Annotated in this window: 11 protein-coding genes; all 11 read right to left on the reverse strand. The window is 73.3% G+C overall.

What is annotated here, in order from left to right:
* Positions 1-70: 70 nt before the first annotated feature.
* A complete protein-coding gene (locus ABZ567_RS17790; protein ID WP_360790455.1) occupies positions 71-2,845 on the reverse strand; it encodes a fumarate reductase/succinate dehydrogenase flavoprotein subunit in 2,775 nt (924 codons plus the stop codon).
* A 60-nt stretch (positions 2,846-2,905) separates the two neighbouring features.
* Positions 2,906-3,598 carry an ABC transporter ATP-binding protein gene (locus tag ABZ567_RS17795; RefSeq protein WP_360790914.1) on the reverse strand — a complete coding sequence of 231 codons (693 nt, stop codon included), beginning with the start codon at positions 3,596-3,598 and terminating at the stop codon, positions 2,906-2,908.
* A gap of 296 nt (positions 3,599-3,894) precedes the next feature.
* Complete coding sequence (locus ABZ567_RS17800) at positions 3,895-4,767, reverse strand: ABC transporter permease (protein WP_360790458.1); 873 nt, start codon at positions 4,765-4,767, stop codon at positions 3,895-3,897.
* Positions 4,764-6,110: an ABC transporter substrate-binding protein gene (locus ABZ567_RS17805; protein ID WP_360790460.1), complete on the reverse strand. Its 1,347-nt coding sequence runs from the start codon at positions 6,108-6,110 to the stop codon at positions 4,764-4,766. Before ABZ567_RS17805 ends, ABZ567_RS17800 begins: the two co-directional genes overlap by 4 nt.
* A 14-nt stretch (positions 6,111-6,124) precedes the next feature.
* Entirely contained in the window at positions 6,125-6,352 is a 228-nt protein-coding gene (locus ABZ567_RS17810) for a 4Fe-4S dicluster domain-containing protein (RefSeq protein ID WP_073813985.1), read from the reverse strand.
* A gap of 41 nt (positions 6,353-6,393) precedes the next feature.
* Complete coding sequence (locus tag ABZ567_RS17815) at positions 6,394-7,161, reverse strand: GntR family transcriptional regulator (RefSeq protein ID WP_360790463.1); 768 nt, start codon at positions 7,159-7,161, stop codon at positions 6,394-6,396.
* A gap of 454 nt (positions 7,162-7,615) precedes the next feature.
* The gene (locus ABZ567_RS17820; protein ID WP_360790466.1) at positions 7,616-8,281 is read right to left on the reverse strand and encodes a GPP34 family phosphoprotein; all 666 of its coding nucleotides are present in this window, start codon (positions 8,279-8,281) and stop codon (positions 7,616-7,618) included.
* A gap of 178 nt (positions 8,282-8,459) precedes the next feature.
* Complete coding sequence (locus ABZ567_RS17825) at positions 8,460-9,863, reverse strand: GH1 family beta-glucosidase (protein ID WP_360790468.1); 1,404 nt, start codon at positions 9,861-9,863, stop codon at positions 8,460-8,462.
* A gap of 78 nt (positions 9,864-9,941) precedes the next feature.
* Positions 9,942-10,880: a carbohydrate ABC transporter permease gene (locus tag ABZ567_RS17830; RefSeq protein ID WP_360790471.1), complete on the reverse strand. Its 939-nt coding sequence runs from the start codon at positions 10,878-10,880 to the stop codon at positions 9,942-9,944.
* Positions 10,877-11,788, reverse strand: a complete 912-nt coding sequence (locus ABZ567_RS17835; RefSeq protein ID WP_360790917.1) for a sugar ABC transporter permease — start codon at positions 11,786-11,788, stop codon at positions 10,877-10,879. Before ABZ567_RS17835 ends, ABZ567_RS17830 begins: the two co-directional genes overlap by 4 nt.
* Before the next feature lie 285 nt (positions 11,789-12,073).
* Positions 12,074-13,387 (reverse strand): extracellular solute-binding protein, encoded by a 1,314-nt coding sequence (locus ABZ567_RS17840; RefSeq protein WP_360790474.1) that lies wholly within the window; start codon positions 13,385-13,387, stop codon positions 12,074-12,076.
* Positions 13,388-13,498 lie beyond the last annotated feature (111 nt).

Here is a 13,498-nt window from a genome sequence, read left to right on the forward strand (position 1 = left end):
GCGTGCGCCGTGCGCCCCTTCCCCGTTCCACCGCCGCGCATGCGTGCGTTCACCCAGGTGCCGCCGAAGATCACCCGCCCGGGGGCACCGTACGGACCTGCGAGGACACACCCACGAGCCCCCGCGCGGCGCGCGCCGCGTAGGCGCGGACGTCCGCGTCGGCGTCGTCGGCCGCCCCCGCGAGCGCGGTGCGCGCCGAGGGGTCGGCGCGATGGTCGAGGAGCGAGAGGACGGCCGCCTTGCGCACGTCCGGGTTCGGGTCGGCGAGCGCCCCGGCGAGGGCGGGGACCGCCACCGCCGCGGAGGCGGCCCGGAGCGCGGTCGCGGCGCCCGACCTGACCTGCCAGGCGGGATCGCGCAGCGCCGCCCCGGCCCTCGCCGCGTACCCGGGCGGGCAGCCCGTGCCGGCCAGGGCCCCGAGGGCCGCGCCGCGCACCAGCGGGTCGGGGTCGTCGAGCAGCGGACCGAGCGGTCCCGGTGCCCGGTTCCGCACGGCCGCCAGACCGCGCGCCACCGCGACCCGTACCTCCCGGGCCGGATCGGACGCGGCCGCCGACAGCTCCGCGACCGCGTCCACCGAGACCAGGGCCCGCACCGCCTGGACCCGTACCTCCACGACCTCGTCCCCGAGCGCCCCCGCGTACACGGAGGCGTCCCCGAGCCGCAGCGCCCGCAGGACGTCGAGGGCGGCGGACCGTACGGTCGCGTCCGGCACGGCGAGCGCCTCCCGCAGCCCCTTCCCGAGCACCGGCTCGGCGGGCAGCACCTCCACCAGCTCGCGCAGCGCGGCCGAGGCGGCGGCCCTGACCCGGGGCGCCTCGTCCCGCAGCCGCTCGGCGAGCACCGGGCCCGCGCCGGCGGGCGCGATCTCGCCGACGGCCGTGGCGGCGGCGGCCCGTACCGACGGATCGGCGTCGTCCAGATAGGGGGCGAGCGCGTCCAGGCCGGGGGACTCCTCGACGAGCGAGAGCAGCCGCAGCAGCCGGGGGTGCGGCGCCGCGACCGCCGGGGAGTCGACCGGACCCGCCCGATCCGTACCCGGACGCGCCGCGGGTGCCCACTCCCGGGGACCGGCCGTGGCGACCGGCACCAGCGTCACCTCCCCGAGGTGCCGCTCCGGCCCGTCCCGCGGTGCGAACTCCGGCACCGGCACCACGTACGGCTCGACCGGCCGCGCCGTGAACTCCATCGCCCCGGAGGGCGACTTGCGCAGATCGAGGTGGTGCAGCCAGCCCGTGTCGTCCCGCTCCGGGTGGTCGAGCCGCTCGTGGTAGAGGCCCCAGCGCGACTCCGTCCGGGCGAGCGAGGCCCGCGCCGCCATCTCGGCGCAGTCCCGGATGAACGACACCTCCGCGCACCGCATCAGCTCGTGCGCCGTGCGCGCCCCCATCCCGGCGATCTCCTCCGACATCCGGGTGAAGGCCTCGACGGCCAGGGAGAGCTTCGCGCCCGTCTTCGGCGGTGCGACGTAGTCGTTAACGAACCGCCGCAGCTTGTACTCGACCTGCTGCTGCGGCGGGCCCTCGGGGTGCCGCAGCGGCCGGTAGACGAGTTCATGGGCCGACCGGATCTGCTCGGCGTCCAACTCCCCTTCGTACGCGCGGTACTGGGACGCGTCCTCACCCGCGAGGTCACCGAAGACGAACGCGCCGATCATGTAGTTGTGCGGTACGGAGGCCAGGTCGCCGGCCGCGTACAGCCGGGGCACCGTCGTCCGCGCGTGGGAGTCCACGCGTACCCCCGAGGCGGAATGCCCGCCGCACAGGCCGATCTCGGAGATGTGCATCTCGATGTCATGGGTCCGGTAGTCGTGCCCCCGGCCCTCGTGGAAGGTGCCCCTGGTCGGCCGCTCCGTCGTGTGCAGGATCGACTCGACGGCGCCGACGGTCTCCTCGGGGAGGTGGCTCAGCTTGAGATAGACCGGGGCCCGGTCCGAAGCGAGCTCGGCCGCGAACTCGGCCATCATCTGCCCCGACCAGTAGTCCGACTCCACGAACCGCTCGCCGTGCCGGTTCACCTGGTAGCCGCCGAACGGATTGGCGACGTACGCGCAGGCCGGGCCGTTGTAGTCCTTGATCAGCGGGTTGATCTGGAAGCACTCGATGCCGGTGAGCGCCGCCCCCGCGTGGTAGGCCATCGCGTAGCCGTCGCCCGCGTTCGTCGGGTTCTCGTACGTCCCGTACAGGTAGCCGGAGGCGGGCAGGCCCAGGCGCCCGCAGGGACCGGTGGCCAGGATCACCGCGCCCGCCCTGACGACGACGAAGGCGCCGGTACGGGTGTGGAAGCCGGCCGCGCCGACCGCCCGGCCGTCCTCCGGACGGGTGAGGATCCGGACCGGCATGACCCGGTTCTCGATCCGGATCCGCTCCCGCATCTCCCGCCGGCGCAACTGCCGGTACAGGACCTTCTTCACGTCCTTGCCCTCGGGCATGGGGAGCACGTACGAACCGGACCGGTGGACCTGGCGGACCGCGTACTCCCCGTGCTCGTCCTTCTCGAACTTCACTCCGTACGACTCCAGGCGCTGGACCATGCCGAAGCCGCGGGTCGCCGTCTGCCGGACCGTCGACTGGTCCACCAGGCCGTCGTTGGCGCGGGTGATCTCGGCGACGTAGTCGTCGGGTTCGGCGCGGCCCGGCACGACCGCGTTGTTGACGCCGTCCATGCCCATGGCCAGCGCGCCGGAGTGCCTGACGTGCGCCTTCTCCAGGAGCAGGACGCTCGCCCCGCGTTCGGCGGCGGTCAGCGCGGCCATGGTGCCGGCGGTGCCGCCGCCGATGACGAGCACGTCGCAGGAGAGTTCGGTCGCGTCGGCGGGATCGGGCACGGTCAGGAGGGTGTCCACGGGGGAACCTTTCGGAGCGTTCGGCTTCGGGGTGTCCGGCGGCGGACTCCCCGGAGGGAGTCAGAGGGAGTCGAGGACGCGGCGGCGCAGCGCGGTCGTGGCCGGCGCGTCCCGGGCCTCCCGTACGCGCGGGTGCGGTACGTCCAGGACCTCACCGGACGCGAACAGGACGATCCTGTCGCCGAGATGGAGCGCCTCGTCCACGTCGTGCGTGACGAAGACGACGGTCGCGCCGGTGCCGCGCAGGATCTCCACGAGGAGGTCCTGCATCCCGGCCCGGGTGTGGGCGTCGAGCGCGCCGAACGGCTCGTCCATCAGGACCGCGCGCGGCCGCCCGGCGAGGGCCCGGGCCAGCTGCACCCGCTGCCGCTGCCCGCCGGACAGCTGGTGCGGCAGCTTGTGAGCGTGTCCGCCGAGACCGACCCGGTCCAGCCACTCCCGGGCGGAGCGGCGCCGCTCCGCCCGGGGGACCCGGCGGATCGCCAGCGGCAGTTCCACGTTGGCAAGGACCGACCGCCAGGGGAGCAGGGCGTCGTGCTGGAAGACCACGGCCCGGTCTGCGCCGGGACCCCTCACCGGCACCCCGTCCTGGGTGACCTGCCCCTGCAGCGGGGGCAGCAGCCCGGCGAGGGTGCGCAGCAGGGTGGTCTTGCCGCAGCCGGAGGGCCCGACGACGGTCAGCAGCTCGCCGGGCGCGATCCGCAGCCCGACGGGTCCTGGCACGGCGACCCCGTCACGGTGGCCCAGCCGCACACCGTGCAGGGCCAGATCCGCGCCGACGGGAACGGCGGGCCCGGCGGCCCCGTCGACTGCCGGATCCCCGGACAGGGCGGACGGTCCTGCGGCGCCGCCGGACGGGTCCGCGGCCACGGTGGACGGGTCCGCGATGACGGTGGACGGGCCCGCGACCCCGCCGGACGGGTCCGCGGCCACGGTGGATGGGTCCGCGATGACGGTGGACGGGCCCGAGACCCCGCCGGACGGGTCCGCGGCCACGGCGGCTGGGTCTCCTGCCGCGCCTCCGGCCACGGTGGATCGGTTCACGGTCCTCATGGCACCGGCTCCTTCTCTGGCAGGGGTACGGGGGCGGGGGAGGGGGCCGGAGGGGGAGTCGTGGGGCGGCTCACCGCGCGTGTGGGTCCGGGCGCGCCCCGCTCGACCGGGCTCGGCAGCCACGCGGTGACCCGGCGGCCGAGCGACTCGACGGCGGTGGAGGTGAGCCGGCCCAGGACGCCGATGGTGGCCATGCCGACGAAGACCCCCGGGTAGTCGACGACCGTGTAGTCCTGCCAGGTGCGGTAGCCCACCCCGTACTCGCCGGAGATCATCTCCGCCGAGATCACACAGATCCACGCGACGCCGATGCCCACGGAGAGGCCGCCGAAGATGCCCGGCAGGGCGCCCGGCAGCACCACTGAGAACAGGACGCGCACCCGGCCCCCGCCGAGGGTGAGGACGGCCTCCTCCCACACCGGGTCCAGGGCGCGCACGGCGTGCCGGGTCGACACGAGCACCGGGAAGAGGGCCGCCGCGCAGGTGATGAAGACGATGCCCTGCTCGTTGGTGGGCAGCAGCAGGATCGCGACCGGCACCAGGGCGATGGCGGGGATCGGGCGCGCCACCTCCACCAGCGGGTCCAGGAGGTCGGAGGCCCACCGGGACCGGGCGACGGCCGTCCCGGCCGCCACACCGAGGACGGCGGCGAGGAGGAAGCCGACCGCGATCCGCCGCAGGCTGTGACCGAGGTCCTGCCAGTACGCCTCGGTGCCGACCCGGTCGGCGAGGGCGGAGGCGACCTCGACGACCGTCGGGAACTGCTCGAACCGCAGCCACAGGTTCACGTCGAACGAGGTCAGCAGCTGCCAGAGGCCGAGGGCCGCGAGCGGGGACGCCCCCCGGACCAGGCGGCGGGCGGCACTCATGAGGCGAGCCGCACGGCGTCCGCGTACGCCACGGTCCGGGAGCCGACGTGCCCGGCGACGTACCGTTCCGCCCCGGACCGGGTCATGAAGGCGAGCCACCGCGAGCCGTCCGCGACCCACACGGCCCGGTCCGCGAACCACGGCGTCCCGGTCACCGCGTCCGGCACGTAGGCGGCCCGCACCGAGGCGCCCCTGACGGCCTTGAGCAGCTGCGCGGGGCTGTCGAAGGTACGGGTCGAGGTGTGCCCCCTCAGCCACAGTTCGGGCTTCGCGGCGGTCGCCTTCGGGTACGCCAGGTCCGGCACCGCCCGCCGCAGCGGCGCCGCGTCGACGAAGGCGTCCACGTCCACGTCCTTCACCAGACCGGCCTCCTTCAGGACCGGTACGTCCTCCTTGAGCGCGGCGATCAGCTCCGGGCGGAGCGCCGGATCGAAGGTCGCGATGCCCTGCGCGCCGTTGTAGAGGTGGACCACCTCGGCGGGCAGTCCGGTCTCCTCGGCCACCGTCTCCGCCGCGGCGACCGGCCGGGTCCGCAGATGGTCCGTGGCCCGGCGCTGGGCGCGCAGGAAGGCGTCGAGGACGGCGGGCCGCCGCTCGGCGAACTCCTCCCGGACCGTGACCCCGTGGAAGGTGGCCAGATTCAGCTCGGCCCCGTCGTACAGGGCTGTGGCCCTGCCCTGGTAGGCGAGGAGACCGGGCCAGGCGACGAACTGGGACAGGGCGTCGACACTGCCCGCCGCCAGGGCCGAGGCCCCGACGCTGGGCTGCTGGTTGAGCTTGCGGACCTCCTTGGCGGGGTCGATTCCGGCGCGCCGCAGCGCCCGTACGAGCGTGCCGTCGGCGGCCGAGCCGACACTGGTCGACACCTTGCGGCCCTTGAGGTCAGCCAGTGACCGCAGTGGCGAACCGGGCGCGGTGACCACGGTGTTGAGACCGCCGCGCAGGTTGTAACCGGTCACCGCGACGAGCCGGGTGGGCTCCTTGAGCTGCTTGCCCCGCGCCGCGTTGATCAGCAGCGGGAAGTCGCCCATCGATCCGATGTCGATCTTCCCCGCCGTCATCTGCGCCGTGATCGGTGCCCCGGTCGCGTAGTCCTGCCAGGCGACCCGGTACGTGACGCCGTCCTTCCGGCCCCGGGCCGCGAGCTCCTCCTCGAAGTAGCCGAGGGAACGCAGCAGGGTTCCGGCGGTGACGGTGTTGATGGTCTTCGACTGGTAGCCGACGGTCACCGTGACCGTCTTCCCGTCCGACGGCCCCCCGGCGCCGGACCCGTCACCGCACGCGGTGGCGAGCGGCAGTATCAGGGCCAGCGGGAGGAGCAGCGGAAGTCGCGCTCGGGACATGGGAGTTCGGCCTTTCACCGGAGCAGGTAGGGCATGTTGACGGTGACCGCGCCGGTGGGGCAGCGGGCGGCGCACGGACCGCAGTACCAGCACTCGTCCACGTGCATGTACGCCTTGCCGTCCTCCTGCCGGATCGCGAGGGAGTCCAGCGGGCACATGTCGACGCAGAGCGTGCATCCGTCGATGCACTTCGACTCGTCGATGGTCACGGGCACGTCGGTGCGCTGGGGGACCAGGGGCACGGCTGTCTCCAGGAAGGTGGGGAAGAGGGTGGATCGAGGCTTCAGGGGGAGCGGCGCAGGACGCCGCTCATGGTGATGCGGTCGCCGCGGAACCGGATGAACTCCAGGTCCACCGGGCGCCCGTCGGGCAGACAGGTCAACCGCTCCAGCATCAGGACGGCGGCCCCGCGGGGCGCCTGGAGGACGGCGGCGGAGTGCGCATCGGCGTTGACGGCCTCCAGGGTGATCTCCGCGTGTCCGAGCGGGCCACCGGTCAGCTCTTCGAGGAGGCGGAACACATCGGTGTTCTCCAGGTCGCAGCCGAGGAGTTCACCCCCGATGTCCATCGGGAGGTACGACAGGTCGAGGGAGAGCGGCAGCCCGTCGAGCCGCCGCAGCCGTTCCACGCACAGCACGTCCGTGTGCGCCGGGAGTCCGAGCCGGTGGGCCACCGGGCCGGGGGCGGAGACCGGACCCACGGTCCTGACCTCGTTGGTGACCCGCCCGTGCTCGCGCAGGGTCTCGGCGAGCCCCTGGAGGCGGTCGAGGGCGTGCGGATACTTCTCGCACACCACCACCGTGCCGACCCCCGGCTGCCGCTCGACGAACCGCTCGCCCCGCAACAGGTCCAGAGCCTGCCGGACGGTGTTCCGGCTCGCCCTGTGGTCGGCCGCGATCACGTCCTCCAGCGGCAGCACCCCGCCCGGGAAGGCACCCGCCAGGATCTGGTGGCGCAGCAGGTCGGCGAGCTGCCGCGCCCGGTCCGCACGCAGCCGCCGACGGCGGGCGGCGGCGGCGGGACGGGCGGCGGGGGCGGGTTCGGCGGGCATGGCAAGGAACGTAGCGGCGGCCCGCCCCCGATGGTGTTGCGGCAGTATTGCGCCACCTGGCAGACCCGCACTCACCGCTCTGGCCTGCAGCGATGTGGCGGCAGAGGCGAGATGCGCCACCGCGCCGCCCAGCAGGTGGACACCCGCCGCCCACCATGCGGAAGTGTCAGCAGCATGGCGCCGCCGTCGAGCCCGGCCTCCGCGATCTCCTCCGGCGGCGCCGTCAGGATGTCGCGGTCCGGGACGGCCCGGACGACCCGGACGCCAAGTCGGCCCGGACGGCCAGGCCGGCCAGGGCTACCAGGTTGCCGGCACGCAGGCTGCCGGTGTCGTCGCGGCCGTTACAGGGGCGGGACCGGCCGTGTAGGCGGCGAGAGCCCTGGGGAGGTCGACCCGCTGCTCGGGAGAGAAGCTCCGACCGTCGTCGGCCTCCGGGTCGCGGCCCGTGTGGCGGTCAGCCGGTGACCGTGACCATCGTGGCGGCCGTGACCGCGACCATGGCGGCCTGCATGTCACGGATCGCCCGGCGCACCCCCTCCGCCGCCCACTCTCCGGCGGTCAGCTCCTCCAGTCGTGGCGCGATCTCCTTACGAGGCACGTCGGGGAAGGCGAGGCGGTGCAGCTTGGCACCGTGGATCAGAGCGAGGAGACCCGTGGTCCGGGCGTGATGCGTGGGGCCTTCGAGGACCACCGCTCCCAGTCTGGCCCTGAGTTCGCGCTCGACGGATCCGTCCGCCTCCGGGTAGCGGGTGACGGGGAACAGGCCCAGCACCCGGTGCTGCTCCTCCCGCACCAGGCCTCGCTCGCGCAGGCTCTCGACCGTGGCCCTCACCGCCTTGCCGTGGTCCTTCGTCAGCCACTCCGTGACCTTCGGGGCCCTGCTCTTCTTCCCGCAGTAGACGGTGAGCTGGCGCAGCCGCTCGTCGAGGAGGGGGACGCCGGTGGGCGCCGCGTCCGTCACGCGCAGGCGCCCGTCGTCCACCGAGACGCGCCCGGCCAGTACGAGATCGAGCAGGATGCCGCCGGCCACGGCCCACGCGGCGGACTGCCGTTCCTTCGCCGCCCCGGACTCGTCGTCCAGGGACAGCAGCATGATCTCCTCCGCGAGCGTGACCGCCACCCGATACCCCTTGCCTTCCACACCTGCTCGTCCCCGGCACCCGGACGGTCATCCATCCCGCCCCGGCACCCTTCGCACGTGAGGACGACCGCAACCCGCCGGTGGTTCCCGTCACAGGGCCGCCCCCCTTCGCGACCTGCGCCGTCGCCCGCGAACCCGGCAGGTCGTGCGGACCTGTTCAGGCCTCCGCGAGGCCTCCCCGCGCGATGACCTCCGCGTACCAGCGGGCGCTGTCCTTCAGCGTCCGGCGCTGCGTCGCGAAGTCCACGTGGACGATGCCGAACCGCTTGCTGTAGCCGTACGCCCACTCGAAGTTGTCCAGGAGCGACCACAGGAAGTACCCCCGCACGTCCGCGCCGTCCGCGAGGGCACGGTGCACCGCCGCCAGATGGGCGTGGAGGTACGCCACCCGCTCCGGGTCCTTGACCCGGCCCGAGGGGTCGGCGTAGTCGTCGTACGCGGCGCCGTTCTCCGTGATCACCAGCGGTACGCCCGGCAGCTCGTCCCGCAGCCGGATCAGCAGCTCGTGCAGCCCGGTGGGGTCCACCGGCCAGTCCATGGCGGTGCGCGGACCGGGTGCCGGCTCGAACCGGACGTGCCGTTCCGCGCCCGCCCACGGCGACGGCGACTCGGAGGTGCCCGCCGCGACGACGGCCGGGGAGTAGTAGTTGATGCCGAGGGAGTCGAGCGGCGCCGCCGCCGTCGCCAGGTCGCCGTCCCGTACGAAGGACCAGTCCGTGACCGACGCCGTGTCGCGGACCAGGTCCTCCGGCAGCCGTCCGTGGAAGACGGGGTCGAGGAAGACGCGGTTGGCGACGGCGTCGATGCGACGGGCCGCGTCCACGTCCCCGGGAGCGTCCGAAAGGGCCCGTACGGCATGGAGGTTGAGGGTCAGGGACACCTCCGAAGAGCCCGGCAGCGCCCCGCGCAGCGCACGGGCCGCGAGTCCGTGCGCCAGGTTGAGGTGGTGGGCCGCGCGCAGCGCGGCGAGGTCGCTGGTGCGGCCCGGCGCGTGCACCCCGTTGCCATAGCCGAGGAAGGCCGCGCACCAGGGTTCGTTGAGCGTGGTCCAGGTCGCCACCCGGTCGCCCAACGCGTCCGCCATGACGCCCGCGTACTCCGCGAACCGGTACGCGGTCTCCCGGTGCGGCCAGCCGCCCGCGTCCTCCAGCTCCTGCGGCAGGTCCCAGTGGTAGAGCGTGGCCACGGGCCGGATGCCGGCCTCCAGGAGCCGGTCGGTGAGGCGCCGGTAGAAGTCCAGGCCCTTGCGCACGGCGGGGCCGCGCCCGGTGGGCTGGACCCGGGGCCAGGCGACCGAGAAGCGGTAGTCGGTCACGCCGAGCCGCCGCATCAGCGCGACGTCCTCGTCGACCCGGTGGTAGTGGTCGGCGGCGATGTCACCGGTGTCGCCGTTGCGCACCTTGCCGGGCGTACGGCTGAAGGTGTCCCAGATGGATGGGGTGCGGCCGTCCTCCGCCGCGGCCCCCTCGATCTGGTAGGCGGCCGTGGCGGTGCCCCAGCGGAAGGTCTCGGGGAAGCGGAGGGCGGTCGTGGTGTCGGTGCGGGCGTCGAGCGCGGTCATGGGGTGGGCTCCCTGGGGTGAGACGTCTTTGGACATACGGTGGGCGGCTCGTCGGGGACGCGGTGGGCGGCGCGCCGGTCAGCCCTTCACGGCGCCCTGCATGATCCCGCCGACGATCTGCCGGCCGAGCAGGCCGAAGACCAGTAGCACCGGCAGGGTGCCGAGCAGCGTGCCCGCCATGATCACGGACTGGTCGTGGACGTATCCGCCGCCGAGCTGACGCAGGGCGACCTGGACGGTGGGCTCGGAGGAGGTGAGGGCGACGACCGGCCAGAAGAAGTCGTTCCACGCGGCCATGAAGGTGAGCAGACCGAGCACGGCCATGCCCGGCCGCGCGATCGGCACCACGATCGACCAGAAGATCCGGGCCGTGGAGGCGCCGTCGACCCGGGCGGCCTCGATCAGTTCGTCCGGCAGTGCCTGCATCAGGTACTGGCGCATGAAGAACACGCCGAAGGCGGACACCAGGCCGGGCAGGATCACCGCCTGCAGCTGGTTCACCCAGCCGAGCTCGGCGATCAGCATGAACAGCGGGATCACGCCCAGCTGCGGCGGGATCATCATGGTGCCCACGGTGATCGCGAGGAGTGCCCCACGGCCCCGGAAGCGGAGTTTGGCGAAGGCGAACCCGGCGAGCGTGCAGCACAGGACGGTGCCGAGGGTGATCGAGCCGGAGACGATGAAGGAGTTGAGGAGGGCCTTGCCGATGTCGGCCTCCTCCAGGACCGCCTCGAAGTTGCGGATCAGGTTCGGCCCGGGAAGCAGGGACGGCGGGACCTTCGCCAGGTCGGCGTTGGAACGGCTCGCGGCGACGATCGTCCAGTAGAACGGGAAGGCCGAGAAGAGCACGGCGACGATCAGGATCGCGTACGCGAGCGGACCGGCGTGCAGGGTGCGGCCCGCCCGGGAGGCCCCACGTCGGGGCACGCGCGCGCGTACGGGGGCCGGGGGACGGGTCGGCGGGTCGGAGGGGCCCTGCGGCGCGGGGGCCGGTGCCGGGGCGATCGGCGCGGTCATCGGCCGGCCTCCTTGCGGGAACGGCGGCGCGCGATCAGGGCGTTGACCCCGACGAGCACCACGATGAGCAGGAACATCACCCAGGCGATGGCGGCGGCCCGGCCCAGATGGAAGAAGCCCCAGCCCTGCTCGTACATGTACAGGCCGAGCGTCTGGTACTGGTGCGAGATGCCGCCCGAGATCGAGCCTTCGAGCAGCAGCGGCTCCCCGAACAGCTGGGTCGCGCCGATCGTCGAGACGATGACGGTGAACAGGATCGTGGGCCGCAGCCCCGGCAGGGTGACGTGGAAGAACTGCCGCCACCGCGAGGCCCCGTCCATCGCGGCGGCCTCGTACAGCTCGTTCGGGATGGACTGCATGCCTGCCAGGTAGATCAGCGCGTTGTAGCCCGTCCAGCGCCAGATCACGACCGTGGACACGGCGATCTGCGAGGCGACCGTGCCGTTCTGCCAGTCGACGGGGTCGACGCCGACCAGGCCGAGCGCGTAATTGATCAGGCCGAAGTCCCGCCCGAAGAGCTGGGCGAAGACCAGGGTGGCGGCGGCCACCGAGGTCGCGTACGGCAGGAGGACCGCGGTCCGCAGGAAGGTGCGGCCGCGCATCCGGTAGTTCAGCAGGTGCGCGAGTCCGAGGGCCATCACCAGCTGCGGCACGGTGGAGAGCACACCGATGGTGAAGGTGTTGCGCAGCGCGGTCCAGAAGTACTCGTCGCCGAGGAGCGCGGTGTAGTTGCCGAGGCCGCGCCACTCCATCGTGCCGGGCGTCTGGAGCTCCACCCGGTAGAGCGAGACGAAGGCCGTGTAGATCAGCGGGAAGAGGCCGAAGGCGGCGAACAGGGTGAAGAACGGGGCGAGGTAGGCGTACGGCGAGAACGTCCGCCAGGCCCGCCGGACCGATCCCCGCCGCACGGGCGGCGGGACCGGCCTCGGCGGCGCCGGGGTCTCGGATGCGGTGAGGGTCACGGTGCGGCCCTTCGGAGGGGTACGGGGGAGGTGGCGCGGCGCGGGGGAGCCGGGCGCGCGGTGCGGGGGAGCCGGGCGCGCGGTGCGGGGGAGGGGGGAGCCGGACGTGCGGGGCGTGGTGGGGCCCCGGGGAGGCCCCGCCTCGCCCGTCGGCCCTCAGGTCCGCGCTCCCCGGAAGGCCGCGTTCCCCGGAAGGGCGCGCGGCCCCGGAAGGGCGCGCGGCCCCGGCGGTCAGCCGATCGTGTTCTCGACGCCCTTCTTCGCGTTCGACCAGGCCTTGTCCGGCGAGAGCCCCTTCCGCTCGACCTCGCTGAGCGCGTTCGTGATCTGCTGCGCGATGTTCTGGTCGTGCACGCCGAGCACCTGCACCGGGGCCGCCTTCGCCGCCTCGCCGAAGATCTGCCCGATCGGGGCGTTCGAGAAGAACGGGTCCTTCGCACCGGCGACCTTCGCGATCGAGCCGGTCGCGGAGGGGAAGTTGCCCTGCTTCTCGAAGAGCCTGGTCTGCTGTTCGGGCGCGGTCAGCCACTTCACCAGCTCGTACGCCTCCTTCTTGTGCTTCGCGGCCTTCGGCACCGACAGGTAGGAGCCGCCCCAGTTGCCGGCGCCGCCGGGAAGCTTGGCGACGTCCCACTTGCCCCTGCCGGCCTCACCGGTCTGGCCCTTGATGTAGCCGAGCATCCAGGCGGGGCACGGGATGGTGGCGAAGGAGCCGGCCGAGAACGCCTGGTTCCACTGCGGGGACCACTGGTCGAGCTTGGCGCTCAGCCCGTCCTGGGCCGCCTTGACGGAGTGGTCCCAGGCGGAGCGCAGGGCGGGGTTGTCCTCCCAGATCAGCTTCCCGGACGCGTCGTAGTACCGCTCCTTCTCCTGCCCGATCATGATCGAGTAGAGGCTGCCGACGCTGTCGAGCCAGGCGCTCTTGCCGGGTGCCTTCGCCTTGTACTGCTTGCCGAGCGCCAGGTACCCGTCCCAGGTGGCCCACTTCCCGGCGAGTTCCTCGCGGTCGGTGGGGAGTCCGGCCTTGGCGAAGAGGTCGGTGCGGTAGCACATGGCCTCGGGGCCGATGTCCGTGCCGAGCCCGAGGATCTCGCCGCCCTTGCCGGTCGCGGCGGCCCACTTGGCCGGGGCGAACTGCTCCTTGAGCGCCTCCGCGCCGTACTTCCGCAGGTCCTCGAAGCGGTCCGCCTGCTGCTGGGTGACGGAGGCGATCCGACCGACCTCGATGGCCTGGACGTCCGCGAGGCCGCCCCCGCCGGCGAGCCGGGTCTGGAGGGACTTCCAGTAGTCGGCCTCGTCTTCGGTGTCCGTCTGCTTGATGGTGACACCCGGGTGGAGCTTCTCGTACTCGGCGTACAGACCGGCCTCCTCGTACCCGAAGGAGCCGAAGAGGTCGACGGTGAGGGTCACCTCGCCCCCCGCGCCGTCGGCCGACGTGCCGTCCGACGTCCCTCCGCAGGCGGCGAGCAGGGCGCCGGTGAGCGCGACGGCCCCCAGGCGTACGACGGCTCTCCTCGTGGTGCTGGCGGCTCGGGCGATGGGCATGGGAAGCCTCCCTTGGCTCCGGAACGAGCGAGAGGCGCTGAGAGCGCTCTCAAGCGTGCGGGGGGAGCGTGCCTGGGGAGGGGTCCATCCGTCAAGGCTCGAAGGCGTAAC

This window comes from Streptomyces sp. NPDC016459 (assembly GCF_040632845.1).
In the GTDB taxonomy this organism is placed as follows: domain Bacteria; phylum Actinomycetota; class Actinomycetes; order Streptomycetales; family Streptomycetaceae; genus Streptomyces.

What these genes read in the sequence shown, in the direction of transcription:
- ABZ567_RS17800 (WP_360790458.1), bottom strand. Translation starts at nt 4,767, where the DNA reads ATGAGTGCCGCCCGCCGCCTGGTCCGGGGGGCGTCCCCGCTCGCGGCC.
- ABZ567_RS17805 (WP_360790460.1), bottom strand. Translation starts at nt 6,110, where the DNA reads ATGTCCCGAGCGCGACTTCCGCTGCTCCTCCCGCTGGCCCTGATACTG.
- ABZ567_RS17815 (WP_360790463.1), bottom strand. Translation starts at nt 7,161, where the DNA reads ATGCCCGCCGAACCCGCCCCCGCCGCCCGTCCCGCCGCCGCCGCCCGC.
- ABZ567_RS17825 (WP_360790468.1), bottom strand. Translation starts at nt 9,863, where the DNA reads ATGACCGCGCTCGACGCCCGCACCGACACCACGACCGCCCTCCGCTTC.
- ABZ567_RS17830 (WP_360790471.1), bottom strand. Translation starts at nt 10,880, where the DNA reads ATGACCGCGCCGATCGCCCCGGCACCGGCCCCCGCGCCGCAGGGCCCC.
- ABZ567_RS17840 (WP_360790474.1), bottom strand. Translation starts at nt 13,387, where the DNA reads ATGCCCATCGCCCGAGCCGCCAGCACCACGAGGAGAGCCGTCGTACGC.